This window comes from Kitasatospora purpeofusca (genome assembly GCF_036010405.1).
Taxonomy (GTDB): Bacteria; Actinomycetota; Actinomycetes; order Streptomycetales; family Streptomycetaceae; genus Kitasatospora; species Kitasatospora purpeofusca.
Genome location: NZ_CP108561.1, coordinates 8,105,784 through 8,130,907, shown reverse-complemented (window position 1 = coordinate 8,130,907; position 25,124 = coordinate 8,105,784). Strand labels below are relative to the sequence as shown.

Annotated in this window: 21 protein-coding genes, 1 pseudogene and 1 riboswitch; of the genes and pseudogenes, 12 read left to right on the top strand and 10 right to left on the bottom strand. The window is 73.4% G+C overall.

Annotated elements, in window-relative coordinates:
• Positions 1-83 precede the first annotated feature (83 nt).
• The 3 genes from OG715_RS35485 (at position 84) to OG715_RS35475 (ending at position 2,681) form a co-directional block, all read left to right on the top strand.
• Entirely contained in the window at positions 84-1,445 is a 1,362-nt protein-coding gene (locus tag OG715_RS35485; protein ID WP_266273181.1) for a sugar kinase, read from the top strand.
• Positions 1,442-2,191, top strand: coding sequence for an IclR family transcriptional regulator (locus OG715_RS35480; protein ID WP_030397870.1), 750 nt, complete (start codon positions 1,442-1,444; stop codon positions 2,189-2,191). Before OG715_RS35485 ends, OG715_RS35480 begins: the two co-directional genes overlap by 4 nt.
• Positions 2,192-2,264: 73 nt before the next feature.
• Positions 2,265-2,681 carry a RidA family protein gene (locus tag OG715_RS35475; protein ID WP_266273182.1) on the top strand — a complete coding sequence of 139 codons (417 nt, stop codon included), beginning with the start codon at positions 2,265-2,267 and terminating at the stop codon, positions 2,679-2,681.
• Between the two features lie 78 nt (positions 2,682-2,759).
• On the opposite strand, the pseudogene OG715_RS35470 reads toward OG715_RS35475, so the two are convergent.
• Positions 2,760-3,892, bottom strand: a pseudogene (locus tag OG715_RS35470) (IS30 family transposase).
• A gap of 324 nt (positions 3,893-4,216) precedes the next feature.
• On the opposite strand from OG715_RS35470, the gene OG715_RS35465 reads away from it, so the two are divergent.
• On the top strand, positions 4,217-4,939 hold the full coding sequence (locus OG715_RS35465) for a DUF2470 domain-containing protein (RefSeq protein WP_266273183.1): 723 nt from the start codon (positions 4,217-4,219) through the stop codon (positions 4,937-4,939).
• 284 nt (positions 4,940-5,223) lie between these two features.
• Here OG715_RS35465 and OG715_RS35460 read toward each other — a convergent pair whose 3' ends face one another.
• Entirely contained in the window at positions 5,224-6,258 is a 1,035-nt protein-coding gene (locus OG715_RS35460) for a M23 family metallopeptidase (protein ID WP_323182211.1), read from the bottom strand.
• 2 nt (positions 6,259-6,260) lie between these two features.
• Positions 6,261-6,426: riboswitch (cyclic di-AMP (ydaO/yuaA leader) on the bottom strand.
• A gap of 309 nt (positions 6,427-6,735) precedes the next feature.
• On the opposite strand from OG715_RS35460, the gene OG715_RS35455 reads away from it, so the two are divergent.
• Positions 6,736-8,238, top strand: a complete 1,503-nt coding sequence (locus OG715_RS35455) for an MFS transporter (RefSeq protein WP_266273184.1) — start codon at positions 6,736-6,738, stop codon at positions 8,236-8,238.
• An 87-nt stretch (positions 8,239-8,325) separates the two neighbouring features.
• Here the strand turns inward: OG715_RS35455 and purB are convergent, their stop codons facing one another.
• The 4 genes from purB to OG715_RS35435 all read right to left on the bottom strand — a co-directional run bounded on the left by purB (position 8,326) and on the right by OG715_RS35435 (position 11,664).
• Positions 8,326-9,765: an adenylosuccinate lyase gene (gene purB, locus OG715_RS35450; protein ID WP_266273186.1), complete on the bottom strand. Its 1,440-nt coding sequence runs from the start codon at positions 9,763-9,765 to the stop codon at positions 8,326-8,328.
• 181 nt (positions 9,766-9,946) lie between these two features.
• On the bottom strand, positions 9,947-10,390 hold the full coding sequence (locus tag OG715_RS35445; RefSeq protein WP_266273187.1) for a MarR family winged helix-turn-helix transcriptional regulator: 444 nt from the start codon (positions 10,388-10,390) through the stop codon (positions 9,947-9,949).
• A gap of 105 nt (positions 10,391-10,495) precedes the next feature.
• Complete coding sequence (locus tag OG715_RS35440) at positions 10,496-10,912, bottom strand: DUF3037 domain-containing protein (RefSeq protein ID WP_266273188.1); 417 nt, start codon at positions 10,910-10,912, stop codon at positions 10,496-10,498.
• Positions 10,909-11,664 carry a HipA family kinase gene (locus OG715_RS35435; protein WP_266273189.1) on the bottom strand — a complete coding sequence of 252 codons (756 nt, stop codon included), beginning with the start codon at positions 11,662-11,664 and terminating at the stop codon, positions 10,909-10,911. The genes OG715_RS35440 and OG715_RS35435 overlap by 4 nt, the downstream gene beginning before the upstream one ends.
• 389 nt (positions 11,665-12,053) lie before the next feature.
• Here OG715_RS35435 and OG715_RS35430 point away from each other — a divergent pair, with 389 nt between their 5' ends.
• On the top strand, positions 12,054-13,412 hold the full coding sequence (locus OG715_RS35430) for an NAD(P)/FAD-dependent oxidoreductase (RefSeq protein WP_030397879.1): 1,359 nt from the start codon (positions 12,054-12,056) through the stop codon (positions 13,410-13,412).
• An 85-nt stretch (positions 13,413-13,497) separates the two neighbouring features.
• Here the strand turns inward: OG715_RS35430 and OG715_RS35425 are convergent, their stop codons facing one another.
• Together OG715_RS35425 and OG715_RS35420 are read right to left on the bottom strand one after the other, a co-directional pair.
• The gene (locus OG715_RS35425; RefSeq protein WP_266273190.1) at positions 13,498-14,688 is read right to left on the bottom strand and encodes a GDSL-type esterase/lipase family protein; all 1,191 of its coding nucleotides are present in this window, start codon (positions 14,686-14,688) and stop codon (positions 13,498-13,500) included.
• Positions 14,689-14,979: 291 nt separating this feature from the next.
• On the bottom strand, positions 14,980-16,344 hold the full coding sequence (locus tag OG715_RS35420) for an aminotransferase class I/II-fold pyridoxal phosphate-dependent enzyme (RefSeq protein WP_266273191.1): 1,365 nt from the start codon (positions 16,342-16,344) through the stop codon (positions 14,980-14,982).
• Between the two features lie 34 nt (positions 16,345-16,378).
• Here OG715_RS35420 and OG715_RS35415 point away from each other — a divergent pair, with 34 nt between their 5' ends.
• The 6 genes from OG715_RS35415 to OG715_RS35390 all read left to right on the top strand — a co-directional run bounded on the left by OG715_RS35415 (position 16,379) and on the right by OG715_RS35390 (position 22,281).
• Positions 16,379-17,125, top strand: a complete 747-nt coding sequence (locus tag OG715_RS35415) for a pyridoxamine 5'-phosphate oxidase family protein (protein ID WP_266273192.1) — start codon at positions 16,379-16,381, stop codon at positions 17,123-17,125.
• A 12-nt stretch (positions 17,126-17,137) separates the two neighbouring features.
• Positions 17,138-17,812 (top strand): FMN-binding negative transcriptional regulator, encoded by a 675-nt coding sequence (locus tag OG715_RS35410; RefSeq protein ID WP_266273193.1) that lies wholly within the window; start codon positions 17,138-17,140, stop codon positions 17,810-17,812.
• A 118-nt stretch (positions 17,813-17,930) separates the two neighbouring features.
• On the top strand, positions 17,931-19,343 hold the full coding sequence (locus OG715_RS35405) for a sugar porter family MFS transporter (protein WP_266273194.1): 1,413 nt from the start codon (positions 17,931-17,933) through the stop codon (positions 19,341-19,343).
• A gap of 157 nt (positions 19,344-19,500) precedes the next feature.
• Positions 19,501-20,202, top strand: coding sequence for a dienelactone hydrolase family protein (locus tag OG715_RS35400; protein ID WP_266273195.1), 702 nt, complete (start codon positions 19,501-19,503; stop codon positions 20,200-20,202).
• A 72-nt stretch (positions 20,203-20,274) separates the two neighbouring features.
• The gene (locus tag OG715_RS35395) at positions 20,275-21,555 is read left to right on the top strand and encodes an MFS transporter (RefSeq protein ID WP_266273196.1); all 1,281 of its coding nucleotides are present in this window, start codon (positions 20,275-20,277) and stop codon (positions 21,553-21,555) included.
• A gap of 195 nt (positions 21,556-21,750) precedes the next feature.
• On the top strand, positions 21,751-22,281 hold the full coding sequence (locus OG715_RS35390; RefSeq protein ID WP_266273197.1) for an HAD domain-containing protein: 531 nt from the start codon (positions 21,751-21,753) through the stop codon (positions 22,279-22,281).
• 71 nt (positions 22,282-22,352) lie between these two features.
• On the opposite strand, the gene OG715_RS35385 is transcribed toward OG715_RS35390, so the two are convergent.
• Positions 22,353-23,141, bottom strand: coding sequence for a CPBP family intramembrane glutamic endopeptidase (locus OG715_RS35385; RefSeq protein WP_266273198.1), 789 nt, complete (start codon positions 23,139-23,141; stop codon positions 22,353-22,355).
• 146 nt (positions 23,142-23,287) lie between these two features.
• Positions 23,288-24,793, bottom strand: a complete 1,506-nt coding sequence (locus OG715_RS35380; RefSeq protein ID WP_266273199.1) for a glutamate--cysteine ligase — start codon at positions 24,791-24,793, stop codon at positions 23,288-23,290.
• Between the last annotated feature and the right edge of the window lie 331 nt (positions 24,794-25,124).

The window sequence follows — 25,124 nt, the reverse complement described above, 5'->3', positions numbered from 1 at the left end:
AGCCGCCCGCCGCACGCGGGTCAGCCAGGCTCGCCGCAGCACCCCCACCCGGCCGGGCCGCAGTACTCCGAGGAGCCCAGCAGATGCCACGCCAGGACGCCGCCGCGAGCGAGGCCACCCCGTCGCCCGGCGATCCGACGGCCGCACCGCACCGCACACCGGCCACCCAGGAGCCGTCCCCGACGCCACCCCGGACGCAGACACCGACACCCGCGACACCCACCGCACCCACGACGCCCGCCGCGCCCCCCGCCCCCCTGGCCGTCTGCCTGGGCGAGTCGATGGCCGTGCTCCTCCCCGACCGCGCGGGCCCACTGGAGTCCGTGGAGACTTTCCGGCTCGCCGTCGGCGGCGCCGAGTCCAATGTGGCCGGTGCCCTGACCGCCCTGGGCGTGCCGAGCGCCTGGATCAGCCGGGTCGGCGACGACGGCTTCGGCCGCCGCCTCCTCGGCGAACTGACCGCCCGCGGGGTGGACGTCTCCGCCGTCGCGGTCGACCCGCACCGCCCGACCGGCGTCTACCTCAAGGAGGTCGGCGGCACCACCGGCGACCGCCACGACCTCGGCCCGGGACGGAGCCGGCTGCACTACCACCGGCGGGGTTCGGCGGCGGCCGCCCTCTCCCCCGAACTGCTGGACGACCCGACGGCTGCCCGTCTGCTGGCCGGGGCCCGGCTGCTCCACCTGTCCGGCATCACCGCCGCGCTCTCCGACGACTGCCTCGCCCTGCTCCGCACACTGCTGGCGGAACGCCGCCCCGGCCGACTGGTCAGCTTCGACCTCAACTGGCGTCCGGCGCTCTGGCGCGACCGTGACCTCTCGGTGCTGCCGCCCCTGCTGGACGCGGCCGACCTGCTGCTGCTCGGCGCCGACGAGGCCGAGTCCGCCTTCGGCACCGGGGATCCGCACGCCCTGCGCCGCCTCTTCCCGTCGCCGGCCACCGTCGTGGTCAAGGACGAGGCCCGGCTGGTGACCGCGATCGGGCGCGACGGCACGGCCGTCGCCGAACCGGCGCTGACGGTCGAGGTGGTCGAGGCGACGGGCGCGGGCGACGCCTTCGCCGCCGGCTACCTGGCCGGCACCGTACGCGGCCTCGACCAGCGGCGCCGCCTGCGACTGGGCCATCTGAGCGCGGCCTGCGCGCTGACCACCCACGGGGACCAGGCCGAGCTGCCGCCCGACGCGGTGGTCGACGCCCTGCTCGACGCCTCACCAGAGGCCTGGGCTGCCACCCGGGTGTCGGCGGATGGCATCGTGTCCCCTGCGCTCCCCGCAGCGCTCACCAGCACGGACGCCTCCCCCACCGACCCGCCGCCCCTCTCCCCCGCCCGCTCCCCCGCCCCTTCCCCCACTGCCGCACACGCCCACCGCTCCTCGCCCGTCGCGCCAGGGGGCGGTGCTCCCGACCCTCGACCGGCCGCCACCCCGGCCCTTGGAGCGCCATGAGCCAGACCGTCACCCGCGCCCTGCGCATCCTCGCCGAGCTCGGCGAGGGCGAGCGCTCCCTGGACCAGTTGGCCGAGGTGCTCGGTGTGCACAAGACGACCGTGCTCCGGCTGCTCCAGAGCCTCGAAGAGGAACGATTCGTCTACCGCGACGCCGGGTACCGCTACCACCTGGGCGCCGGCCTGTTCGCGCTCTCGGGGCTCGCCCTGGAACAGCGCGGGGTCCGCCGGATCGCCGCACCGTACCTCGCCGAACTGAACGCCGGCACCGGCCAGACCGTGCACCTGGCCGCGTACGAGGGTGGCGAGGTGGTCTACATCGACAAGTACGACTCCCGGCACCCGGTGCGGATGTACTCGCGGATCGGCCTCCGGGCCGCCCTGCACAGCGCCGCGGTGTCCAAGGTGCTGCTCGCCGACCTGCCCACGCCCGAACGGCGGCGGGTGGTGGCCGGCATCGACTTCACCCCGCACACCGCGCGCACCCTGACCACTCCCGAGGCACTGCTGGCCGAGCTGGAGAAGGTCGCCGCCCAGGGCTGGGCACAGGACCACGCCGAGCACGAGGCGTTCATCAACTGCGTGGCCGCGCCGATCCGCGACGCCAGCGGCCGAGTGGTCGCCGCCGCCTCGATCTCCGTCCCGGACGTCGTGCTCCCGTACGAGCAGGTGCTGGAGCTGCTGCCCCAACTGCTCGCCACCGCACGGGCGATCTCCGCCGACTGCGGCCAGCCCCCGCGCCACTGAAAACCACCGCACCACGACACCACCGCACCACCCACCGCCCCTACCCCCTCCCCCGTCGAGGAAGTGAGCACACATGAGCGTCCAGAACGACAAGACCGAGATCCGTACCGACGGCGCCCCCGCCCCGGCCTGGATGTTCTCCCAGGGCGTCCGCAAGGGCCCGATCCTCCAGGTGTCCGGCCAGGGCCCGCAGGACCCGGCCACCGGCGAGTACCTCCACCACGGCGACGTGAAGGCGCAGACCCGCCGCACCCTGGAGAACGTCAAGGCGATCGTCGAGGCGGGCGGCGCGACCGTCGAGGACGTGGTGATGTTCCGCGTGTACCTCACCAAGCGCGCCGACTTCCCGCTGATGAACGAGGTCTACGCCGAGTTCATCGAGGAGAACATCCCGCCGGGCGGCGTGAAGCCCTGCCGGACCACGATCTTCTGCGAGCTCCCGCAGGAGCCGATGCTGGTGGAGATCGACGCCCAGGCGGTCGTCGCCTGACCCGCACCCACCATCCGTACCGGAAGGGCCCCGACGCCGGGCAGTTTCTAGGGGTCGTTGCAACACGTGGTCGTGTGTCTAGGCCGCGATGAGTTTAGCGAGGCGCTCGGCTGGGGTTTCCCAGCCGAGCGTTTTGCGTGGGCGGCGGTTGAGCTGGTCGGCGACGGCGGCGAGGTGTTCGGGGGCGTGGAGGGACAGGTCCGTGCCCTTGGGGAAGTACTGCCGCAGCAGGCCGTTGGTGTTCTCGTTGGAGCCGCGCTGCCAGGGACTGCCCGGGTCGCAGAAGTAGACCGGGACGGCGGTGGCGACGGTGAAGCTCTTGTGGGCGGCCATCTCGGTCCCCTGGTCCCAGGTCAGTGAGCGCTTCAGTTCGGCCGGGAGGGTCCGGACGGTGGCGACCAGGGCGTCGCGGACGGTCTCGGCGGTGTGGTCGCCGGGCAGGTGCAGCAGCATCACGTAGCGGGTGGAGCGCTCGACCAGGGTGCCGATCGCCGACTTGTGGTCCTTGCCGATGATCAGGTCGCCCTCCCAGTGGCCGGGCACTGCCCGGTCGGCGGCCTCGGCGGGGCGTTCGCTGATCATGACCATCGGGTCGATGAAGCGCGGTTGCCGGCGGTTGGCCTGCCGCTGGGGCCTGCGGCGGGCGCGTCCGGTCCGCAGGGCGCCGGCGAGAGTGCGGCGGAGCTCGCCCCGGCCCTGGACGAAGAGGGCCTGGTAGACGGTCTCGGGCACGACGTGCATCTCCGGCCGGTCGGGGAACCTGGTCCGCAGAGCCTGGCATATCTGCTCCGGGCTCCACTTCTCGTCCAGCAACTCCTGCACCGCCGAGCGCAGTTCCGGGTTCGAGAGGATCTTGCGGGGCTGGGGCGGGGCCGGCGGGCGTCGGCACGGGCCTGGGCCGCGTGCGGCCGGTAGGCACCGCTGCCGAGATGCCCGTTGCGGCGCGTCTCCCGGCTGACCGTGGACGGGCTGCGGCCCAGCTCCGCGGCGATCGCCCGGATCGTGGCCTTCTCCCGCAGGCGGTCGGCGATGTGGATGCGTTCGTCCTCGGTCAGGTACCTGGACGGACCGGAAGGCGGCACCACCGCGTTGATCGGTGGAGCCGCCTTCTGCCGGCGGTCCGCGCTGCGGCCGTCGCGCCACTTGCGGCCGGTCCTGCTGTCGATGCCGATGATCCGGCACGCCTGCACGTTGGTGTGACCCTGCTCCATGAGCCGGGAGTATGCCTCCCGCTCCCGGCTCAGCCTCACAGGCCCCTGGGCTGTCCGGTCCTCACGGATCTCGAAGTCCAATGCATCCCCTGAACTGGGGTGTTGCAACGACTCCTAGAACCTAAGCCGAGTCGGGGCCCTTCGCGCGCTTCCGCGCCACCCCACTCCGACCCCACCCCGACGCCACTCCGACCCCACCCCGACGCCACTCCGCCCCGCCCCACCGACACCCGCCGTGCCGGCACCTTGCCCTCATCCCCCCGATTCATTAGGTTAGGCTCACCTAACTACAAGGTCAGCTCGTCCGCCGGAGGTCCCGATCCCATGAGCCCGCACCCGCAGCACGATGCCGAGATTCCCGAGCCCACCGCCGCCGAACGGATCGGCAGCCTGCTGACCGCCACCTCCTCGGTGGTCCTCCGCGCCGGCGGCGAGCAGCACGAACTCTCCACCCCTGTCTCGGTGCACGGCTCCCGGCTCCGGCTGCGCGCGCCGCTCGACTCCCCGGTCACCTCCGCCACCGCCCGCGAGCAGGACGGCCTCGCCGTCGTGCTCGACCTCACCGACATCGCCCCCGTGGCCGTCCGGGACCGGGTCCGCGGGCGTCTCACCCTGGCCGGCCGGCTCCACCTGGCCCACCTCGCGGACGACGGCCTCAGCGTGCACCTCCGCCTGGACGTCGCGCACGCCGTGCTCTCGACCCCGTACGGCACCACCGCGATCACCGGCGCCGACCTCGCGGCGGCCGCCCCCGACCCGCTGGCCCGCTACGAGGCCGGCCTGCTCACCCACCTCGCCGACGACCACCCCGACGCGCTCGCCGTGCTCACCCGACTGCTCGACCCGGAGCTGCTCGCCGACCGCCCCGAGATCCGTCCGCTCGCGCTCGACCGGTACGGCCTGGTGCTCCGACTGGACCAGCCGCACGGTCACCGCGACGTCCGCCTGGTCTTCCTCGAACCGGCCCGTGACGCCGACGAGTTCGGCCACCGGGTGCACCAACTGCTGTCCGCCGCCGAGCAGGAGCCGGCCGCCCACCGGTCCTGAAGCCCCGGTCCTGACCCACCGGCCCCGCACCACCGGCAGCCGAACCGGCCTTCTCCCAAGCACCCCTGACCCCCGATCAGCCCTCCACTCCCCCGGCACGACGACGGCCGGCCCGGCCCACGAGATCTCTCTCGCGGGCCGGGCCGGCCGGCAGGACGGGCGTGTCCCGCGCCCGTCGATCCACTCAGGTGCGGCGTCCACCCGGTCCAGCGGTCACCCGACATGACCATTCCGGGAGGTCGTTTCGCCCCGCACCCAGCGGTGGCAGTTGATCCGACCGAGGGTCAGATCGCGACGCCGTGCGCCCGCAGGTAGGCGATCGGGTCGATGTCCGAGCCGTACTCCGAGCCCGTGCGGATCTCGAAGTGCAGGTGCGGGCCGGTCACGTTGCCGGTCGCACCGGAGAGGCCGATCTGCTGGCCGGCGGTGACGGTCTGGCCGATGGACACGCCGATCGAGGACAGGTGCGCGTACTCGGCGTACTTGCCGTCGGCGAGCTTGATCTCGACCTCGTTGCCGTAGGCGCCGCCGTTGCCGGCCTTCACCACGGTGCCGGACGCGACCGCGCGCAGCGGGGTGCCGGTGGCAGCGACGAAGTCGGCGCCGGTGTGGTGGCCGGAGGCCCACATCGAGCCGGCCACGCCGTAGGCGGTGCCGAGCTTCGGGTTGGCCAGCGGGGCGAAGAAGCCGGAGGTGGCGGCGACCGGAGCCGCGGTGGCCGGCTTCGCGACCGGGGCGACGACGGCCTGAACGGCGGGCTGGGCAGCGGGCTTGACGGCGGGCTTGGCAGCCGGGGCCGCCGGCTTCGCGGCCGGAGCGGCCGGCTTCACCGAGTCCTGCGAGGCCTGCGCCTTGGCGGCGGGGGCGGCCGGCTTGGCAGCCTCGGCCGGAGCGGCCGGCTTGGCGGCCTCGGCGGCCTTGGCGCCGAGCGCGAGCTGCTGACCCGGGTAGATGAGGTTCGGGTTGGCACCGATGACCGAGCGGTTGTGCTCGAACAGCGCCTTCCAGCCACCCTCGACGTTCTTCGCGTCGGCGATCTTCGACAGGGTGTCCCCGCCGACGACCTTGTAGTCGACCGGAGCGGCCTCGGCGGCAGGAGCGGCCGGAGCGGTCTCGGCAGCAGCGGCCGGCGCGGCGTCGACGCTGGTGGCGCCGGTCCAGGTGCTGGTCTGCTGCGTGTGGCCGGCGGCCGGGGCCTCGTGCGCCTGGGCGGTGACGGTGGTCACCAGCGGGAGGGCGAAGGCGGCGCCGGTGACGGCGGTGGCGATGCCGATGCGGACGGCGCGGGGCATGGCGATACGACGAGCCTGTGCGGGCATGGAAATGTCCTCTCCGACGCCTGCGAGGTGAGCTGTCGGGTTCGGGCTGGAGTTGCCCGGCCGCAGAGAAATGCGGCTTCACCCCAAGCCGGACCGTCAATTCGGTTCCGGCGACTTACCTGTGGGTCCCCCGCTCCTGCCGTACAGAGTTCGTTGCGAACCACCGGGCAGCGGCAGGACTAGGCGTTCCACCCGGTGGCCACCCGGGCTGACGCCGGGCGGTCGCTGAACTAAAACCCATCCGTTCGGGTGAAGCAATGTCGATCTCCGGGACCCGGGACCAAAGTCCGGAACACCGTGACGCTCCGCATGAGAGACGTGCACAGTACGCACACAATCCATTCACTGCGCGCACGTGATCCACCACCCTCCGCCGATGTCGTCATCAGTCCGCACACGATCACTCACGGAACGGACATCCCCGACACACCCCCGGTGACCCTTGTCACGTCGGCCCCGGGAGCCCCACCATGGGCCGTGACCACCACCGATGCCGGCACCCTGCGGTTGGGCACCGCGCAGGGACGCTGGGTACTTCTGGCGACGGTGCTCGGCTCCAGCATGGCGATGCTCGACGGGACCGTCGTGAACGTCGCACTGCCCCGGATCGGCACCGATCTCGGCGCCCAGCTCGCCGCCCTGCAATGGACGCTCAACGCCTATCTGCTCACCCTGGCGGGCCTGATCCTGCTCGGCGGCGCGCTCGGCGACCGGTACGGGCGGCGCCGGATCTTCCTGCTGGGCGTGGTCTGGTTCGCCGCCGCGTCCGCCGCCTGCGCCGCCGCGCCGACCATCGAGGTGCTGATCGCGGCCCGCGCCGTGCAGGGCATCGGCGGGGCGCTGCTCACCCCGGGCTCGCTGGCGATGCTCCAGGCGGTGTTCCATCCGGACGACCGCTCAGCGGCGGTCGGCCTCTGGTCCGGCCTCGGCGGGGTGTCGGCGGCGGTCGGCCCGTTCCTCGGCGGCTGGCTGGTGGACGGCCCGGGCTGGCGCTGGATCTTCCTGCTGAACCTGCCGCTGGCCGCGATGGTGATCGCGGTGGCCGCCCGGCACGTCCCGGAGAGCCGGGACGAGAGCTCGACCGGGCGCTTCGACGTGCTCGGCGCGGTACTGGCCGCGCTCGCGCTCGGCTCCGTCACCTATGCGCTGACGGCCGCCGGGAGCGGCCTCTCCGCCACGGTCTGGGTCACCGGCGCGGCCGGCCTCCTGCTCGGCGCCGCCTTCATCGTGGTCGAGCGCCGCACCCCGGAGCCGATGCTGCCGCTGGGCCTGTTCTCCTCACGGCTGTTCACCGCCGTCAACCTGGTCACCCTCGCCGTGTACGCGGCGTTCAGCGGGGTCTTCTTCCTCCTGGTCGTCCAGCTGCAGATCGTCTCCGGCTTCTCCCCGCTGGTCTCCGGACTGGCCCTGGTGCCGATCACCGTGATCATGCTGGCGCTCTCCGCCCGGGCGGGCCGGCTGGGCAAGCGGATCGGCCCGAGGCTGCCGCTCACCGTCGGCCCGCTGCTGTGCGCGGTGGGCGTGCTGCTGATGCTGCGGATCGGTCCCGACGCCTCCTACTGGACGGACGTACTGCCGGCCGTCGCGGTGATGGGGAGCGGGATGGTGCTGCTGGTCGCTCCGCTGACCGCGACCGTGCTGGCGGCGGTCGAGGTACGGCACGCGGGCATCGCGAGCGGGGTCAACAACGCCGCGGCCCGGGCGGCCGGTCTGCTGGCGGTCGCCGCACTGCCCGCGCTGGCGGGTCTGAGCGGAGACGCCTACCAGGTGCCGTCGGCGGTCGACTCCGCCTTCCGCACCGCGATGTTGATCTGCGCCGGACTGCTCGTGGCGGGCGGACTCACGGCCCTGGTCGCCGTGCACGGCAACGTCCTGGCCCCGGAGGACCACCACCCGGTGGCCGAACCGGACTGCCGCTACGCCTGCGGCACCAACGCCCCGCCCCTCGACCCGGGCCACCCGGCCCCGGAACGGGGCTGAGCCTCCCGGCGGAAGAGGGCCCCGGACGCACCGCGGGCCCCGCCACCCGAACGGTGGCGGGGCCCGGTGACCGGGGTCGGACAACCGTCAGAGGATGTCGCCCGGCGCGTACTTGGCGGCCTCCGGGTACGCGGCCGCGACGGCCTCGACCTGGCGGACGACCTCGGCGACCTGGGCGCCGGCCGCACCGGTGAAGGACAGCCGGTCGGCCAGCAGCGCGTCCAGCCCGGCCCGGTCCAGCGGGATCCGGTCGTCGTTCGCCAGCCGGTCCAGCAGCTCGTTCTCCCGGGCCCCGGCCCGCATCGCGAGCGCGGAGGCGACGGCGTGCTCCTTGATGACCTCGTGCCCGGTCTCCCGGCCGACGCCCGCGCGCACCGCGCCCATCAGCACCTTGGTGGTGGCCAGGAACGGCAGGTAGCGGTCCAGCTCGGCCTCGACCACGGCCGGGAAGGCGCCGAACTCGTCGAGAACGGTCAGGAAGGTCTCCAGCAGGCCGTCGAAGGCGAAGAAGGCGTCCGGCAGCGCGACCCGGCGGACCACCGAGCAGGAGACGTCGCCCTCGTTCCACTGGTCGCCGGCCAGCTCGCCGGTCATCGACGCGTAGCCGCGCAGGATCACGGCGAGGCCGTTGACGCGCTCGCAGGAGCGGGTGTTCATCTTGTGCGGCATCGCCGAGGAGCCGACCTGGCCCTCCTTGAAGCCCTCGGTCACGAGCTCGTGGCCGGCCATCAGGCGGATGGTCTTGGCCAGGCTGGACGGCGCGGCGGCCAGCTGGACGAGGGCGGTCAGCACCTCGAAGTCCAGCGAGCGCGGGTAGACCTGGCCCACGCTGATCAGCACGTTGTCGAAGCCGAGGTGGCCGGCGACCCGGCGCTCCAGCTCGGCGAGCTTCTCGGTGTCGCCGCCGAGCAGGTCCAGCATGTCCTGCGCGGTGCCGACCGGGCCCTTGATCCCGCGCAGCGGGTAGCGGGCGATCAGCTCCTCCAGTCGGCGGAAGGCGACCAGCAGCTCGTCCGTGATCGACGCGAAGCGCTTGCCGAGGGTGGTGGCCTGCGCGGCCACGTTGTGCGAGCGGCCGGCCATGACCAGCTCGGCGTGCTCGGCGGAGAGCCGGCCCAGGCGGACCAGCACGGCGACCGTGCGGTCGCGCACGTGCTCCAGGGACTGCCGGATCTGCAGCTGCTCGACGTTCTCGGTCAGGTCCCGGGAGGTCATGCCCTTGTGGATCTGCTCGTGGCCGGCGAGGTCGCTGAACTCCTCGATCCGGGCCTTCACGTCGTGCCGGGTGATCCGCTCACGGGCGGCGATGGAGGCGAGATCGACCTGGTCGATCACGCGCTCGTAGTCGGCGACGGCGGTGGCGGGCACCTCGACGCCGAGGTCCTGCTGGGCCTTCAGGACGGCGAGCCACAGGTGGCGCTCGAGGACCACCTTGTGCTCGGGGGACCACAGCTGGGCCAGGGTCGCCGAGGCGTACCGGGAGGCCAGGACATTGGGGATCTGGGGCTTCGCGCTCACGCTTCGCAAGCCTAACAGCCGAGGTCAGCCCGACCCGCGCCGGACCGGCCCCCGCGATCCGCGGGCGACGGGAGCAGCCCGCGGACAGCCCGGGAGCGGCCTCGTACCCGGACGGCACCCGGCCCGTACCCGGAGGGCACCCCGCCCTGCACCCGGCCCGTACCCGGACGGCACCCCGCCCTGCTCCGCCCTACTGCCGGCCGCTGAGCACCGGCAGCACCTGGAGGCAGATCGAGTGCAGCGCGCTCCGCTGCTCCTCGCTGAGGGTCTCGAAGGACTGGTGGGTGCGGCTCATCTCACCGCGGACCAGCGACAGGATCTCCCGGCCCTGCTCGCTGATGACCACGATCTTGACCCGCCGGTCCCCCGCCGAGGCTTCCCGGCGGGCCAGGCCCAGGGCCTCCAGCCGGTCGACGATCCCGGTCACGTTGGAGGCGTCGCAGCCGAGCCGCCCGGCCAGCGCGCGCATCGGCACCGGCTCCTGGACGGCGCCGAGCGCCTTGGCCTGCGAGGAGGAGAGACCGTGCCTGGCGGCGGCGGCCGCGAAGTCCTGGAAGTACGCGGCACCGACGGCGGCCAGCGCCTCCATCAGCTCGGCGTTGGTCGGTACGGTCGTGGTCGCTGTCGAACCCATGAGGTCAGCCTACGACCGAGTGCTTCAGTATCTCAAGCTTTGATCACGGCAAAGATCCGGCAGTCAACCGCCGCACCCGTACCGAAGGCCCGACCGCCCGGGTCCTCAGAGCACCAGCTGGTCGAACAGCCGGCGCAGCTCGGTCTCCGGGTCCGAGGTCAGCCCGGTGTGCACCGGCCCCGGCTGCACCACCGCGCTGCGCGGGGCGGTCAGCCAGCGGAACCGCTGCCCCGGGTTGTCCGAGGCCGCCGGACCGGCCTGCGGTCCGCCCTCGCAGACCGCCTCGATGCCCTGCAGCGCCCGCCGCACCCCGGACACGTCGGCCACCGGGTCCAGCGCCAGCAGCCGCGCCTGGTCCAGATGGGTCCTGGCGGCCAGGTGGGCGCTCTGCCGGCAGTACAGCAGCACGCCCACGTTGACGCACTCACCGCGCTCCACCCGGGGCACCGCCCGGATCACCGCGTACTCGTAGTCGTGCAGCTCGGCGACGGGCGGCAGGGCCGACCGGATCGGCTCGGTCATGCGGACACCTCCGGCAGCCAGTCGCGCGGACCGGCCAGTCGCTCGGTCAGCTGGGTGCGGTACGCCGCGCGCACCGCCTCGGGCGAGTCGAAGCCGGGCTCGTCCACCAGCCAGACGTCCGGGATCCGCGCCACCGCCTCCTCGATCGCCGCCTCGGCCAGCGGCGCGAGCGCCTTGTCGGCGGCGAGCAGGTCCGGCTCGGCGCGCAGCAGGGCGTGGTCGGAGGCGTCGTACGGCCGGCGGATCCAGGCGGCGGCACCGGGCCAGTGGTGGTGGAAGATCAGGCTCGCGCCGTGGTCGATGAGGCGCAGCCCACCGGTGGCGACCAGCAGATTGGGGTTGCGCCAGGAGCGGTCGACGTTGCCGATGAGGGCGTCGAACCAGAGCACCTGCCCGGCCAGCCCGGCGTCCACCTCGAAGCAGAGCGGGTCGAAGTTGAGCGCGCCGCTGACGAAGGCCATGCCCAGGTTGAGGCCGCCGCTGGCGCGCATCTGGTCCTGGATCTGCGGGTCCGGCTCGCTGCGGGCCAGTACCGGGTCCAGGTCGACGGTCACCAGCTCGGGCACCGGCAGTCCGAGCCGCCGGCCGAGTTCCCCGGCCAGCACCTCCGCCACCAGCGCCTTGCGGCCCTGCGCCGCGCCGACCCATTTCAGCGCGTACAGCCGCCGGTCGTCGGCCTCGACCAGGCCCGGCATCGAGCCGCCTTCTCGCAGTGGCGTCACATAACGGACCGCCGTCACCTCGGGGAGCACGGCGCACAGCCTATCGGGCATATGCACGCGGCGGGTGTCGCCCGACCCGCTCGCCCGCCCGGGTCGCCCCGGTGGCAGCCCGGCCCGCTCGCCCGGGTCGTCCGGCTCCCCCACCCGGCCCGGCCGCACAACCCGACCCGCTCGCCCGCCCGGGTCGCCCCGGTGGCAGCCCCCGCCGCTCCGTGCGAACGTGGCGGACAGTAGCCGGGGACCGCTGCAGCCGCGACCCGCAACCGGCCACGACCCGCATCGGCCATGACCCGCACCACCGCACTCGCACCGCCGCACCCGCACCGCCACCTCCGCGCCCACCGAGGGCCGCGCCGTGACGGAACGGCCCCCGGCGCCACGACCCGCGGCGGAACGACCTGCACTGTGAGGGACGCACGATGGAACGAGCCCGGATCCTGATCGTGGGCGGCGGCTTCGCCGGACTGGAGTGCGCGCGCCGGCTGGAGCGCAAGCTCTCCCCGGCGGAGGCGGAGATCTCCCTGGTCACCCCGTTCAGCTACCAGCTCTACCTGCCGCTGCTGCCGCACGTGGCGGCCGGTGTGCTCACACCGCAGTCGGTGGCCGTCTCGCTGCGGCGCTCGCTGCGCCGCACCCACATCGTCCCCGGCGGCGCGATCGGGGTGGACCCGGCCGCCAAGGTCTGCGTGGTGCGCAAGATCACCGACGAGGTGGTGGCGCAGAAGTACGACTACCTGGTGCTGGCCCCCGGCAGCGTCACCCGCACCTTCGACATCCCCGGTCTGACCGACTACGCGCGCGGCATGAAGACCCTCGCCGAGGCGGCGTACGTCCGTGACCATGTGATCGCCCAGCTGGACCTCGCCTCGGCCACCCCGGACCAGCGGGAGCGCGAGTCCCGGCTCCAGTTCGTGGTGGTCGGCGGCGGCTACGCCGGCACCGAGACCGCCGCCTGCCTCCAGCGTCTGACCACGGCCGCCGCCCACCGCTACCCGAGGCTCGACGCCCGGCAGATCAAGTGGCACCTCATCGACATCGCCCCCAAGCTGATGCCCGAGCTCGGCGACGCCCTCGGCACCGCGGCCCTGGAGGTCCTGCGCGAGCGCGGCATCGAGGTCTCGCTGGGCGTGTCGGTGGCCGAGGTCGGCGCCGAGTCGGTGAAGTTCACCGACGGCCGGGTGCTCCCCTGCCGGACCCTGATCTGGACGGCCGGCGTCGCCGCGAGCCCGCTGATCGCCACCCTGGACGCGGAGACGGTGCGCGGGCGGATCGCGGTGACGGCGGAGATGCGGGTGGCCCCGTTCGAGGGCGTGTTCGCGCTCGGCGACGCCGCCGCCGTTCCCGACCTCGCCAAGGGCGACGGCGCGATGTGCCCGCCCACCGCCCAGCACTCGGCCCGCCAGGGCCGGGCGGTGGCCAACAATGTGATCGCCGCGCTCCGCAACCAGCCGCTGGAGCCCTACTACCACAAGGACCTGGGCCTGGTGGTGGACCTCGGCGGCAAGGACGCCGTCTCCAAGCCGCTCGGGGTGGAGCTGCGCGGCGTGCCGGCGCAGCTGGTGGCGCGCGGCTACCACCTGATGGCGATGCGCACCAACGCCGCCAAGTTCCGGGTCGGCGCGAACTGGCTGCTCAACGCGACCGCCGGCGACGACTTCGTGCGCACCGGGTTCCTCGCCCGACAGCCCGCCCGGCTCCGTGACTTCGAGTACACGGACGCCTATCTGACGCGGGACCAGGTCAAGGAGCACACCCAGGCGCTGCTCGCCAAGGGCTGACCGGAGGCGGCGGTCGCACCGCACGCACGTTGCCCGGCCCCCCGCCGCACAGACGAGGGGCCGGGCAACGCCCGTTTTCCGGCGGCTACTTCGCCGTCAGGTACATCCCGTTGGCGTCCTGTCCGGCGGTGTTGCGGCACCCCCAGTCACCGCTGGTCCGCCCGTACAGCAGGGTCAGGCAGCGCCCGAGCGCCTGCTGCGCGTAGTAGTTGGGGTGCAGCGACTCCTGCAGGGTGCCCTGCGAGGTATTGAGCCCCCCGTCCAGGAACCGCGCCCACTCGCTGGTGGTCGCGGACGGCGCGCTGGTCGAACTGGCCTGCCGGGTCGCCTTGGAGCAGACCTCGCGGCCCTGGAGCATGTCGCTCAGGTCCAGGAACTGCACGCCCTTGGCCTTGGCGACCCCGGCGAGCGCCCGGGAGATCTGCGGCACCAGCGAGTCGCGCGCCCAGTCCGCGTCGCCGTTCCAGAGCGGACAGCCGCCGGTGTCGGAGCGGCTCCAGCCGCTCTCGGGGTAGCGGATCTCGGCGGCGCGCGGGATCGGCGAGGGGTAGGACTGCAGCACGATCCGGTAGTCCCCGGCCGCGTACCCGGCGCCCGCCATCACGGCGCGGATCTCGTCGAGCGCCTTGCCGACGCCGGCCATCGCGGCCGGCATCCGGCCGTCGACCGCGTCCTGCTGGTCGTCGTTGCAGTAGGAGTACCAGACGAGGTAGTCCTGCACGCAGGTCGAGATCACGTCGCCGAAGCCGAGGTCGTTGCCGCCGATCGACAGGGTGACCAGCTTGACGTTGTTCACCCGGGCCACGGCGGCGAGTTGGTCGGCCTGCGGGGCCTCGCCCTTGAACGGCTGCCCGCCGTTGGCGGCGCGGAAGACGTTGGCGGCGACGGCCCCGGAGCAGGCCAGGTTGATCTGGGCCTGGGCCACGGTCGGCGCGCTGCGCACCTCGGCCACGTCCGAGCGGTCGCACCCGCTCGCGTAGGTGGCACCGTAGATCCGGCTCGGGTCGTAGCCGCTGCCGGTCCAGGCCCGGTCGGTGCCGGCCCGGTTGCCACCGCTGGTGACGGAGTTGCCCTTCCAGCGGCCGGCCTCCCCGGAGATGTAGCTGTCGCCGAGGCTGACGCTGGCGGTCGGGCCGCTCGGTGCGGCGGCCCGGGCCGGGGCGGCGGTTCCCGCCACGATTCCGGTGGCGGCGAGCGGCAGGGCGAGCGCGGCGGCGAGCAGCCGTCCGCGCCACCGGGCGTTGGTGCGGGAAATGCTCGAACGGTTTTCGGGCACGACGGAACTCCAACGATCGGTCTCGCCCGCAGGTGGGGGCGGGGAGACACGGGGTGAGGGTAGGCCGCCGGCCGGTGGCGCGTTGAATCTGACATGCCCGCGCTTGTTACCGCTAGGTATCTGCAGTGAATTTCTCGGCTTGTTACCAATCGGTACTGATCGGCTCGACTATTTCGGGTCGGTCAATGGCGAGGTCAATTTCGATTCGATCCGGATCGAATCGAAATTGACCTCGCCATTGACCTGGAATCCAAGGCCCGCCATTCCCCCCGGAGGTGGGGCCCGACCGATTCAGACCGACCGCGACGGCGCCCCGTCCGCCCCCGCCCCGGCGATCCCGTGCCACCCGCTCAGCACGGACGCGAGATCCTCCGCCAGCCGCCCGGCGTCGGCCGGGTCCAACTGGGCGACCGTGACCCGCAGCCCGGGCGGCGACTGGAGCCGGTAGCGCGCGCCCGGCGCCACGACCCAGCCGCGCTGCACCAGGGCGGCCAGCGCGACAGCCTCGTCCGGCACCGGCACCCAGACGTTCAGCCCGCTCGCCCCGTGCGCCGCGACGCCGCGCGCAGCCAGCTCGCCGATCAGCGCCCCCCGGCGCGCCCGATAGGCGTCGGCCACCCGCCCCGCCGGCGCGGCGTCGGTGCGCCAGAGCTCGGCCACCGTGTGCTGGAGCAGGTGGCTGACCCACCCGGCGCCGAGCCGCTGGCGCCCGAGCACCCGTCCGACGGTGTCCTCGTCTCCCACCGCGACCGAGAGCCGCAGGTCAGGCCCGTAGGCCTTGGCCGCCGAGCGCACCACCGCCCAGTGCCGCGAGCCCGCACCGGCCAGCGGGTGGTAGGGCTGATCGACGATGCCGTGGCCGTGGTCGTCCTCGATCAGCAGCACGTCCGGGTGGGCGGACAGGACGGCGCGCAGCTCCTCGGCCCGCCCGGCGGTGAGGGCGGCGCCGGTCGGGTTCTGCGCCCGGCTGGTGACGACCACCGCCCGGGCGCCGCCGTCCAGCGCCTCGGCCAGCGCGCCGGGCAGCGGGCCCGCGTCGTCGAGCCGGACCGGCGCCGCGCGCAGGCCGAGCGCCGGCAGCAGGTCCAGCAGGCTGCCCCAGCCCGGATCCTCGACGGCGACGGCGTCACCGGGGCGCAGCCGGGTGACCAGGATCCGCTCGATGGTGTCCAGCGAGCCGGACGCGACGGCGATCGGGCCGGCGGGCAGGCCGTCCGCGGCGAAGGCCGCCCCGGCCAGGGCGAGCAGTCCGGGGTCGGCGGCCGGGTCGCCGTAGCGGACCGGTTCGCGGCGGGCGGCCTCGGCGGCGGCCGCGAGGGCAGGGGTGAGGTCGGGCAGCAGCGCCGGGTCGGGGTTCCCGTGGGAGAGGTCGCGGGCGTGCGCCGGGACGGGCAGCCGGATCTCGTCGCGCGGGGTGTGGGCGGGGCGCGGTCGGATCCGGCTGCCCTTGCGGCCGGCGGTCTCGATCACCCCCCGGTCGCGGAGCAGCCGGTAGGCGGCGGCCACGGTGTTGGGGTTGACGCCGAGTTCGGCCGCGAGGTCGCGCAGCGGCGGCAACGGCGTCCCGGGGGCGAGCTGTCCGCCGCTGACCCCCCGCTCGATCTCGGCCGCAATCTCGCTGGCACGCCGACCGGTCATCCGATAGTCTCCTAGCACAAAACAGAGTATGCACTAGTACATAGAGGTTGTCATGTCGACCGTACCGGACAACGACACGTCCTACGCCCGCACCGCGCGCACCACCCCCACCCGCTACAAGGACCGGGCCACCTGGGAGCGCGAGGCGATCCACGCCGTCCTGGACGCCACCTACCTCTGCCACCTTGGCTTCGTCGTCGACGGCGCACCGGTCGTGCTGCCCACCATCCACGCCCGGGTCGGCGACCGCCTCTACGTGCACGGTTCCACGGGCAGTCGGCCGCTGCGCGGCGCCCGCGGCGAGCAGGGCCTGCCGGTCTGCCTCACCGTCACCCTGGTCGACGCGCTGGTGCTGACCAAATCGGCCTTCAACCACTCGGTCAACTTCCGCTCGGTGGTGGCGCACGGCACCGCGCACCAGGTCACCGACCCCGAGGAGCTGACCGTCGCGCTGGACGCCCTGGTCGACCAGGTCGTGCCCGGCCGCTCCGCCGAGGTCCGCCCCGCCAACGCCAAGGAGCTCGCCGCCACCGCGGTGATCCGGCTCGACCTCGACGAGGTCTCCGCCAAGAGCCGGACCGCTCTCGCCGCCGACGACACCGAGGACCTCGACCTGCCGTACTGGGCCGGCCTGGTCCCGGTCACCGGCGGATACGGCACGCCCCTGCCGGACGCCTCCACCACCGTGCCGCTCCCCGCCAACCTGCGCGCGCTCACGGCGCCGAGCCCCTCCCCCGACCCCGGCACCGACTCCGCCCCGAGCACCGGGGCCGCCGACTCCACCCGCTCCGCCGGCTGACCGGGGGCCCCGATGCTGATCCGTTCCTGGGACCGGGGCGACGAAGCCGAATGGCGCGCCTGGCTCGCCGAGGGCCGCGACTTCGGCCTGCTCGCCGCCAACGGCGGGCCGGGCCAGGGCCCGGTGCTCGTCCCCACCCACTTCCTGCTGGACGCCGACCGGGGCGAGATCCTGCTCCACCTCGCCGCCCCCAACCCCCTGCTCTCCGCCGTCCGGGCCGACCCGGAGGTCACCCTCGCGGTCACCGACGACTACGCCTTCGCCCCGGGCCACTGGCGCGGCGAGCCCGGCACGCCGACCAGCTACTACGCCTCGGTGCACTTCCACGCCACCGCGTCACTGGTCACCGACCCGACCGGCAAGGCGGAGATCCTCAACCGCCAGCTGGCCCACTTCCAGCCGGAGCGCCCGGACGTCCGGGTCACCCCCGGCGAGGGGGAGTTCTCCCGGCTGCTCCCCGGTCTGACCGCGCTGCGCCTGACCGTCCGCGAGGTCCGCGCCAAGTTCAAGTACGACGACAAGAAGCCGGCCGCCGAGCAGTACGCGATGGCCGACCGGCTCGCCGAGCGGGACCGGGGCGCGGACGCCGGGGCGCGCGTCCAGCTGCTGCGCCGCAACGCCCGCCGCTCCGGCGCGGTCCGCAGGCCGCGCCCCGGACCGGTTCCCCCGGACCGCTCAATCAGCTGACGCTCCGTCACCCGTTCGGCCCATTCATCGCGACGCCACCGCCCGGGCACTGGTCGAATGTGAGCCGAACCCTGCCCGCCCGGCCGCGCGGACGGGACCGTCGACCCGGGGAGCGTGCGTGTCCAGGACCCAGACCCATCCGGCATCCGGCGAGGCGCACCTCGGGCACGTCGTCTTCATCTCGGCCGCCGCCGCGATGGGCGGGTTCCTGTTCGGCTACGACAGCGCCGTCATCAACGGCGCGGTGACGGGCATCCAGAAGCACTTCGGGGTCGGCAACGGCACGACGGCCTTCGTGGTCGCGATCGCCCTGCTCGGCTCGGCGGCCGGGGCGGTCGTGGCCGGGCGGCTCGCCGACCACCTCGGCCGGGTGCGCACCATGCTGCTGGCCGCGGCCCTGTTCGCGATCAGCGGCCTCGGCTCGATGTTCCCGCCGAACCTGGAGCTGCTGGCCACCTGGCGGGTGGTCGGCGGCGTGGCGATCGGCATCGCCTCGGTGATCGCGCCGACGTACATCGCCGAGGTCGCCCCGACCGCCTACCGGGGGCGGCTGGCCTCGTTCCAGCAGATGGCGATCGTGCTCGGCATCACCGTCTCCCAGCTGGCCAACTGGGCGCTCAACCAGGCCGCCGGCGGCGAGTCCACCGGCCACCTCGGCGGTATCCAGGCCTGGCAGTGGATGCTCGGCGTGGAGACGATCCCGGCCCTCGTCTACGGACTGATGGCGATGTCCATCCCGGAGTCGCCGCGCTACCTGATCGCCGACAACCGGGAGGAGCAGGCCCGCAAGGTGCTGCTGGAGGTCGAGGGCGAGGGTGTCGACCTCGACGCCCGGGTGACCGAGATCCACTCGGTGCTGGCCTCCACCCACAAGCCCCGGCTCAAGGACCTGCTGGGCGGCCGGTTCGGGCTGCTGCCGATCGTCTGGGTCGGTATCGGCGCCTCGGTGTTCCAGCAGTTCGTCGGCATCAACGTGATCTTCTACTACTCCTCCTTCCTGTGGCAGTCGGTCGGCATCAACGAGTCGAACTCACTGCTGATCAGCCTCTCCACCTCCATCGTCAACGTGATCGGCACGGTCATCGCGATGGCCCTGGTCGACCGGATCGGCCGCAAGCCGCTCGCCCTGGCCGGCTCGGCCGGGATGGCCGTCGCGCTCGGCACCGCCGCCTGGGCGTTCTCCTACCGGCAGGGCACCGGCGACTCCGTCACCCTGGACAACACCTACGCGACGGTGGCGCTGGTCGCCGCGCACGTCTTCGTGTTCTGCTTCGCGTTCTCCTGGGGCGTGGTGGTCTGGGTCCTGCTCGGCGAGATGTTCCCCAACCGGATCCGCGCGCTCGCGCTGTCGGTCGCCGCCTCCGCCCAGTGGATCGCCAACTGGGCGATCACCGTCAGCTTCCCCGACCTGGCCGACTGGAACCTCTCGGCCACCTACGTCATCTACGCGGTCTTCGCGCTGCTCTCCATCCCGTTCGTGGCCTTCTGCATCAAGGAGACCAAGGGCCGCGCCCTGGAGGAGATGGGCTGACCACCCGCCCGCCCCGGCACCGACCCCCGTCCAGTACCGGCCCGAACCCAGCACCGGCCCGAACCCAGCACCGGTCCGAACCCAGCACCGACCCCGACCCCCACCGGACCCGACCCGCCGCCGCCGCGCCCGGCGGCCCGTCCCCCGAGAGGAAGCCATGCCTGACCAGGGCGGCTCCCGGCAGAACATCACCTTCCCCAGCGGCGGCCGCCAGGCCCACGGCTACCTGGCCCGGCCTCCCCAGGGCGTCGGCCCCGGCCTGGTGGTGGTCCAGGAGTGGTGGGGCCTGACCCCGTACCTGGCCGACGTGGCGGACCGGTTCGCCGCCGAGGGCTTCACCGCCCTCGCGCCGGACCTCTTCGGCGGCGCGACCACCCACGACAGCGCCGAGGGGGCCCGCCTCAAGCGCGAGCTGCCGGTCGAGCAGGCGGTGCGGGACCTCGGCGGCGCGGTCGACCTGCTGCTCGGCCTGGACGGCGTGGTCGGCGACGCGGTCGGGGTGGTCGGCTTCTGCATGGGCGGCGGTTTCGCCCTGCTGCTGGCCGCCGCCGAGGGCGACCGGGTGGCCGCGGCCGTCCCGTTCTACGGCCTGCCGCCCGACCCGGACTTCGAGTACCGGGGCCTGACCGCCCATGTGCTCGGCCACTACGGGGAGGAGGACCAGTACATCCCGATGGCCGCCGTCGACGAGGCCGCGATCCGGATCGGCGAGGCCACCGACGTCCGTCCGGAGTTCCACTTCTACCCGGCCGGACACGCCTTCATGAACGAGGAGAACGTGCTCGGCACCTACGACCCGCTCCAGGCGGCGATCGCCTGGAAGCGCACCATGGCCTTCCTCTGGGGCCACCTGGGCTGAGCCCCGAGGACGTCCCGGCGTCGGTCCGTTTATCGGATGGACACGGACCACCCGCCCCGGCATAGTCGCGGAGTGCAGAGCCGAACCCCGCCCCCGCCCGCCGGCCGCTTCGCCTGGGCGAGTCGCAACTTCCGGATCCAGACCGCGGCCACCGTGGTCAGCGGCCTCGGCAACGCCGGCGCCCCCATCGCCACCGCCTTCGCGATCCTCGACGGCGGCGGCTCGACCGCCGACGTCGGCTACGTCACCGCGGCCCGGCTGCTGCCCACCGTCCTGCTGCTGGTGATCGGCGGCGCGCTCGCCGACCGGCTGCCGCGCCACCACGTCATGGTCGGCGCCAACCTGTTCAGCGCTGTCTCCCAGGGCGCCCTCGCGCTCCTGGTCCTGACCGGCGAGCCGACGCTCTGGCAGCTGATGCTGTTCTCGGCCGGTGCCGGCGCCGGGTACGCCTTCTACTCCCCCGCCTCCGGCGGCATGATCCTGGAGAGCGTCACCCCCGAGCACGCCGCCCGGGCCTTCTCGGTCTACAGGATGGGCTTCAACGGCGCGCAGATCGGCGGCGCCGCGCTCGGCGGCGCGCTGACCGCGGCGGTCGGCGCCGGGTGGGTGCTCGCCCTGGACGCCGCCTGCTTCCTGGCCGCCGCCGCGCTGCGCTTCCTGCTCGAACCGCAGGCACCGAGCGCCCCGGCCGAGGGCGGCGGCGGGATGCTCCGCGACCTGCGCGAGGGCTGGCACGAGTTCTCCTCCCGCCGCTGGCTCTGGGTCGTCGTGCTCCAGTTCTCGGTGCTGGTCGCCTGCGTCGGCGCGGTCGAGGCGGTGTACGGGCCCGCGGTGGCGAAGGAGCAGCTCGGGGGCGCCCGCGACTGGGGCCTGGCGATGGCGGCCTACGGCGTCGGCCTGGTCGCCACCGGCGTGCTGATGGTCCGCTGGCAGCCGCGCCGGATCCTGCTGGTCGGCAACTGGGGCGTGTTCCTGTTCGGTGTGCCCGCGTTGGCCCTGGCGGTGTCCGCGCCGCTGCCGGTGCTCTGCGCGGCGATGTTCCTCTCCGGTGTCGGCGTCACCGTCTTCGGCGTCAACTGGATGATCGCGCTGCAGCAGGAGATCCCGGCCGAGGCGTTCTCCCGGGTCGCCGCCTACGACGAGCTCGGCTCGCTCTCGCTGGCACCGCTCGGCACCGCCCTCGCCGGACCGGCCGCCGACCTGCTCGGCCTCCCCGGCGCGCTCTGGACCTGCGCGGTGGTCTGCCTGGTGCTCAGCGCCGCCGTCCTGCTGGAGCCGCAGGTCCGCCGGCTCTCCCGACGCCCCACCGGACCGCCCGCCGACGTCCTCCCGGAGCCCGTCGCGGCGCAGTGAGCCCGGAACACACCGCGGTGAGCCCGGACGCAGCGCGGTGAGCCCGGGTCGCGGCCCGCTCCGCCGGATCGCCGCCCTTCCGAGCGCCCCCGGTGCGCCCCCATGTGCGCCCTTCGCCGGGCAACCCCCGGGCAACCGCCGGGGACCCCGGCTCGTCCGACCAGGTGACGACGCACGAGACCTGGGGGGCGCCCGATGCCGAAGCCACTGCTGTTCCTGGACGTCGACGGCGTACTCAACCCGGTCTGCCCCCACCCCGGAGCCGGGTTCGACGCCCACACCCTGCTCGGCTACACCGTGCTGCTCTCCGCCCGCCACGGCATCTGGCTGCGCGAACTGGCCGGGACGTACGAACTGGTCTGGGCAACCACCTGGGAAGAACACGCAAATTCCCACATCTCCCCGGCGATCGGCCTGCCCGAGCTGCCCTTCGTCCGCTTCACCGGCTACGTCCCGCAGCCCGGCGACCCGCGCGTCCCGCTGATGGAACTCTTCTCCGCCCGCAAGTGGGCACCCCTGCTGCGCTACGCGGCGGGCCGCCCCTTCGCCTGGATCGACGACGTCATCCCGCCCCGCCTGGTCCGCGGCTCGCTCTGGCGGCGCGACCGGGTGCTGCTGCCGATCGACCCCGGCGAGGGGCTCGAACGGCGCCACGTGGACCGGCTGCTGGCCCGCCCGCCGCGCCCCGGCGCACTGTCCCCGGTCAGGCGCCGGACAGCCGGCTGACGCGCCCGGACAACCCGCTGACGCTCCCGGCCAACCCGCTGACGCTCCCGGCCGGGCGGGGCCCTCCCCGGTCAGGGAGTGGGCAGCCAGCTCACGTGCCCGGCCAGCAGCGCGTACCCGACGAACGCCACCGTGTCGATCAGCGCGTGCGCCACCACCAGCGGCATCACCCGCCCCCACCGCCGGTACAGCAGGCAGAACACCACACCCATCACGATGTTCCCGACCAGCCCGCCGACCCCCTGGTACAGGTGGTACGAACCGCGCAGCAGCGAGCTCGCCACCAGCGCGGCCGGCCACGTCCAGCCCAGCTGCGTCACCCGGCGCAGCAGGTAGCCGAGGACGACGACCTCCTCCAGGATCGCGTTCTGCCAGGCCGAGAGGAGCAGCACCGGGATCCGCCACCAGACGTCGGGCAGCCCGGAGGGCGCGACCGTCAGGTTGTAACCGGCCGCCTGCGAGCCCAGGTAGAGCACCAGCCCGGAGCCGCCGATCGCCGCCGCCACGGCCGCGCCCCGGCCGAGGTCGCGGAGTTTCTGCCCGAGGTCGAAGCCCAGCACCCGCAGCGACACGTCCTCGCGGACCAGCAGGTAGCCGACCAGCACGACCGGCATCAGCCCGCGGCCGATGTAGTAGAGCTGCCAGACCAGGTCGAGCCAGGGCCGGCCGGGCGCGCGCGAGCCGTTCAGGGTGGCCACCTGCTGGCCGAGCTTCAGGGTCTCGGTGAGCGAGCCGGTGAAGCTGATCAGCGCGCCGATCCCGCTCGCCCCGAGCGAGAGGCCGAGGACAATCAGCAGTTCCGCACCGAGCAGCCGACGGGTCGGCTTCGCGGTCTCCGGTGCGGTCGGAACGGTCGTCACGGGGGTGCTCCAGCGCGGACGGCGGCGGGCGGACGGTGCTCCGGCCACCGCCGGACGGCGGCGGCGGACCGGAGCGGTCATCCTTCCACAGCCCGCCGCGCGGGCCCCGAAGAGGATCCGGGGGGATCCGGGAGGATCCTCGAAGCTCAGCCGACCGGCCAGGTGTGCACCGGCTCGCCGCCGCGCATGTGCTCCATGTAGCGCCTGGTCATCGCCGCGAGCGCGGAGGAGCGGTCCGTCCCGTACTGCTCCCGCAGCCGGTGGAAGGTCGCGCTCTGCCAGGCCGCGCCGTTGGTCCGGCGCAGACAGCGCTGCTCGATGATGCCGAGGTAGCGGTCCCGGTCGGCCGGTTCCACGCCCCACGCGTCCAGTCCCTGGTGGGCGATCGGCAGCAGTTCGTTGAGCACCAGGTCGACGGCGGAGATCGTGGTCGTCCCGCCGCCGCGTCCGGACCGGCCGGACCGGGGCCACTGGAACACCGCGTCGATGCCGTGCCGGGCCGCCTGCCGGAAGTTCTCGTCGGCCAGCTCGAACGGCAGCCTGGTCCAGATCGGCCGGGACTGCTCGGCCAGTACCCGCACCACGCCGTAGTAGAAGGCGGCGTTGGCGAGCGTGTCGACCACGGTCGGCCCGGCCGGCAGCGCCCGGTTCTCCACCCGCAGGTGCGGCACGCCGCCGCTGACGTCGTAGACGGGCCGGTTCCACCGGTAGATGGTGCCGTTGTGCAGCCGCATCTCGGCGAGCCGCGGCACCCCGCCCGAGGCCAGCACCTTCGCCGGGTCCTCGTCGTCGCAGATCGGCAGCAGCGCCGGGAAGTACCGCAGGTTCTCCTCGAACAGGTCGTAGGCCGAGTCCACCCAGCGTTCGCCGAACCAGGTGATCGGCCGCACGCCCTGGGCCTTGAGCTCCGCCGAACGGGTGTCGCAGGCCTGCTGGAACAGCACCGGCCGGGTCTCCCGCCACAGCTCCCGGCCGAACAGGAACGGCGAGTTGGCGCCCAGCGCGAGCTGCGGCCCGCAGATCGCCTGGGCGGCGTTCCAGACCGAGGAGAACCGCTCCGGGGTCACCTGGAGGTGGAGTTGGAGCGAGGTCGCGGCGGCCTCGGCGACCATCGTGATCGAGTCCAGTTCGAGGCGCTCCACGCCCTCGATGTCCAGCGTGATGTCCTCGCCGCGGGCGGCCAGGATCTGGTCGCTGAGCAGGCTGTACCGCTGGTTGTGGGACATCGCGTCGAGCCCGGTGTGGTCGAGCTCCAGGGTCGGCAGGATGCCGACCATCACGATCCGCGCACCGGCCTCCCCGGCCCGCCGGTCGGCGTAGCGCAGGCCGGTGTCGATCTCCTCGCGCAGCTCCTCGAAGACGTGTCCGGCGAGCCGGTGCGGCGCGATGTTGACCTCGATGTTGAAGCGGCCGAGCTCGGTCTGGAAGTCGGCGGAGCCGATCGAGGTGAGCACCTGCGCGTTGTTAAGCACCGGGAGGCCCTGCTCGTCGGCCAGGTTGAGCTCGATCTCCAGGCCCATCACGGCCTTCGGACGGTCGAAGCGGTCCTCGCGGAGCATCCGGCCGAGCGTCTCCAGGCAGGACTGGAGCTTGCGGCGGTACATCTGCCGGTCCGACAGTTCCGCTCGAGTCGCCACGACCTTCTCGCCCATGGTCCCCTCCTCCTGAGCCGGCCGGCCCTCGACCGTGCAAGCATCATGCCCACCCCGAAGATCGATACCCGAATGCTTCGAATGGCTTGCAATGCAAGGGAACTGACGCCTTTTCAGCTCAACTGCCGACTTGCCCGACGCCACCGCCTGTGATAAACAGGTCACCCTGCGCACCTGTTCGAGTAGAATTCGCACTGCGCCACGGCGCGGCCGGTCATCGCCCGAGACCCGAGGACGGCCGCCCGCGCCGGCACCGCGATCCTGCCCAACCGGACAAGGCCCAGGTCCCGTCACCGCCGACGCACCCGCCATGCCGGTATGCCGCACTCGC

What these genes read in the sequence shown, in the direction of transcription:
- OG715_RS35485 (WP_266273181.1), top strand. Translation starts at nt 84, where the DNA reads ATGCCACGCCAGGACGCCGCCGCGAGCGAGGCCACCCCGTCGCCCGGC.
- OG715_RS35480 (WP_030397870.1), top strand. Translation starts at nt 1,442, where the DNA reads ATGAGCCAGACCGTCACCCGCGCCCTGCGCATCCTCGCCGAGCTCGGC.
- OG715_RS35475 (WP_266273182.1), top strand. Translation starts at nt 2,265, where the DNA reads ATGAGCGTCCAGAACGACAAGACCGAGATCCGTACCGACGGCGCCCCC.
- OG715_RS35465 (WP_266273183.1), top strand. Translation starts at nt 4,217, where the DNA reads ATGAGCCCGCACCCGCAGCACGATGCCGAGATTCCCGAGCCCACCGCC.
- OG715_RS35460 (WP_323182211.1), bottom strand. Translation starts at nt 6,258, where the DNA reads ATGCCCGCACAGGCTCGTCGTATCGCCATGCCCCGCGCCGTCCGCATC.
- OG715_RS35445 (WP_266273187.1), bottom strand. Translation starts at nt 10,390, where the DNA reads ATGGGTTCGACAGCGACCACGACCGTACCGACCAACGCCGAGCTGATG.
- OG715_RS35440 (WP_266273188.1), bottom strand. Translation starts at nt 10,912, where the DNA reads ATGACCGAGCCGATCCGGTCGGCCCTGCCGCCCGTCGCCGAGCTGCAC.
- OG715_RS35430 (WP_030397879.1), top strand. Translation starts at nt 12,054, where the DNA reads ATGGAACGAGCCCGGATCCTGATCGTGGGCGGCGGCTTCGCCGGACTG.
- OG715_RS35415 (WP_266273192.1), top strand. Translation starts at nt 16,379, where the DNA reads ATGTCGACCGTACCGGACAACGACACGTCCTACGCCCGCACCGCGCGC.
- OG715_RS35410 (WP_266273193.1), top strand. Translation starts at nt 17,138, where the DNA reads ATGCTGATCCGTTCCTGGGACCGGGGCGACGAAGCCGAATGGCGCGCC.
- OG715_RS35400 (WP_266273195.1), top strand. Translation starts at nt 19,501, where the DNA reads ATGCCTGACCAGGGCGGCTCCCGGCAGAACATCACCTTCCCCAGCGGC.
- OG715_RS35390 (WP_266273197.1), top strand. Translation starts at nt 21,751, where the DNA reads ATGCCGAAGCCACTGCTGTTCCTGGACGTCGACGGCGTACTCAACCCG.
- OG715_RS35380 (WP_266273199.1), bottom strand. Translation starts at nt 24,793, where the DNA reads ATGGGCGAGAAGGTCGTGGCGACTCGAGCGGAACTGTCGGACCGGCAG.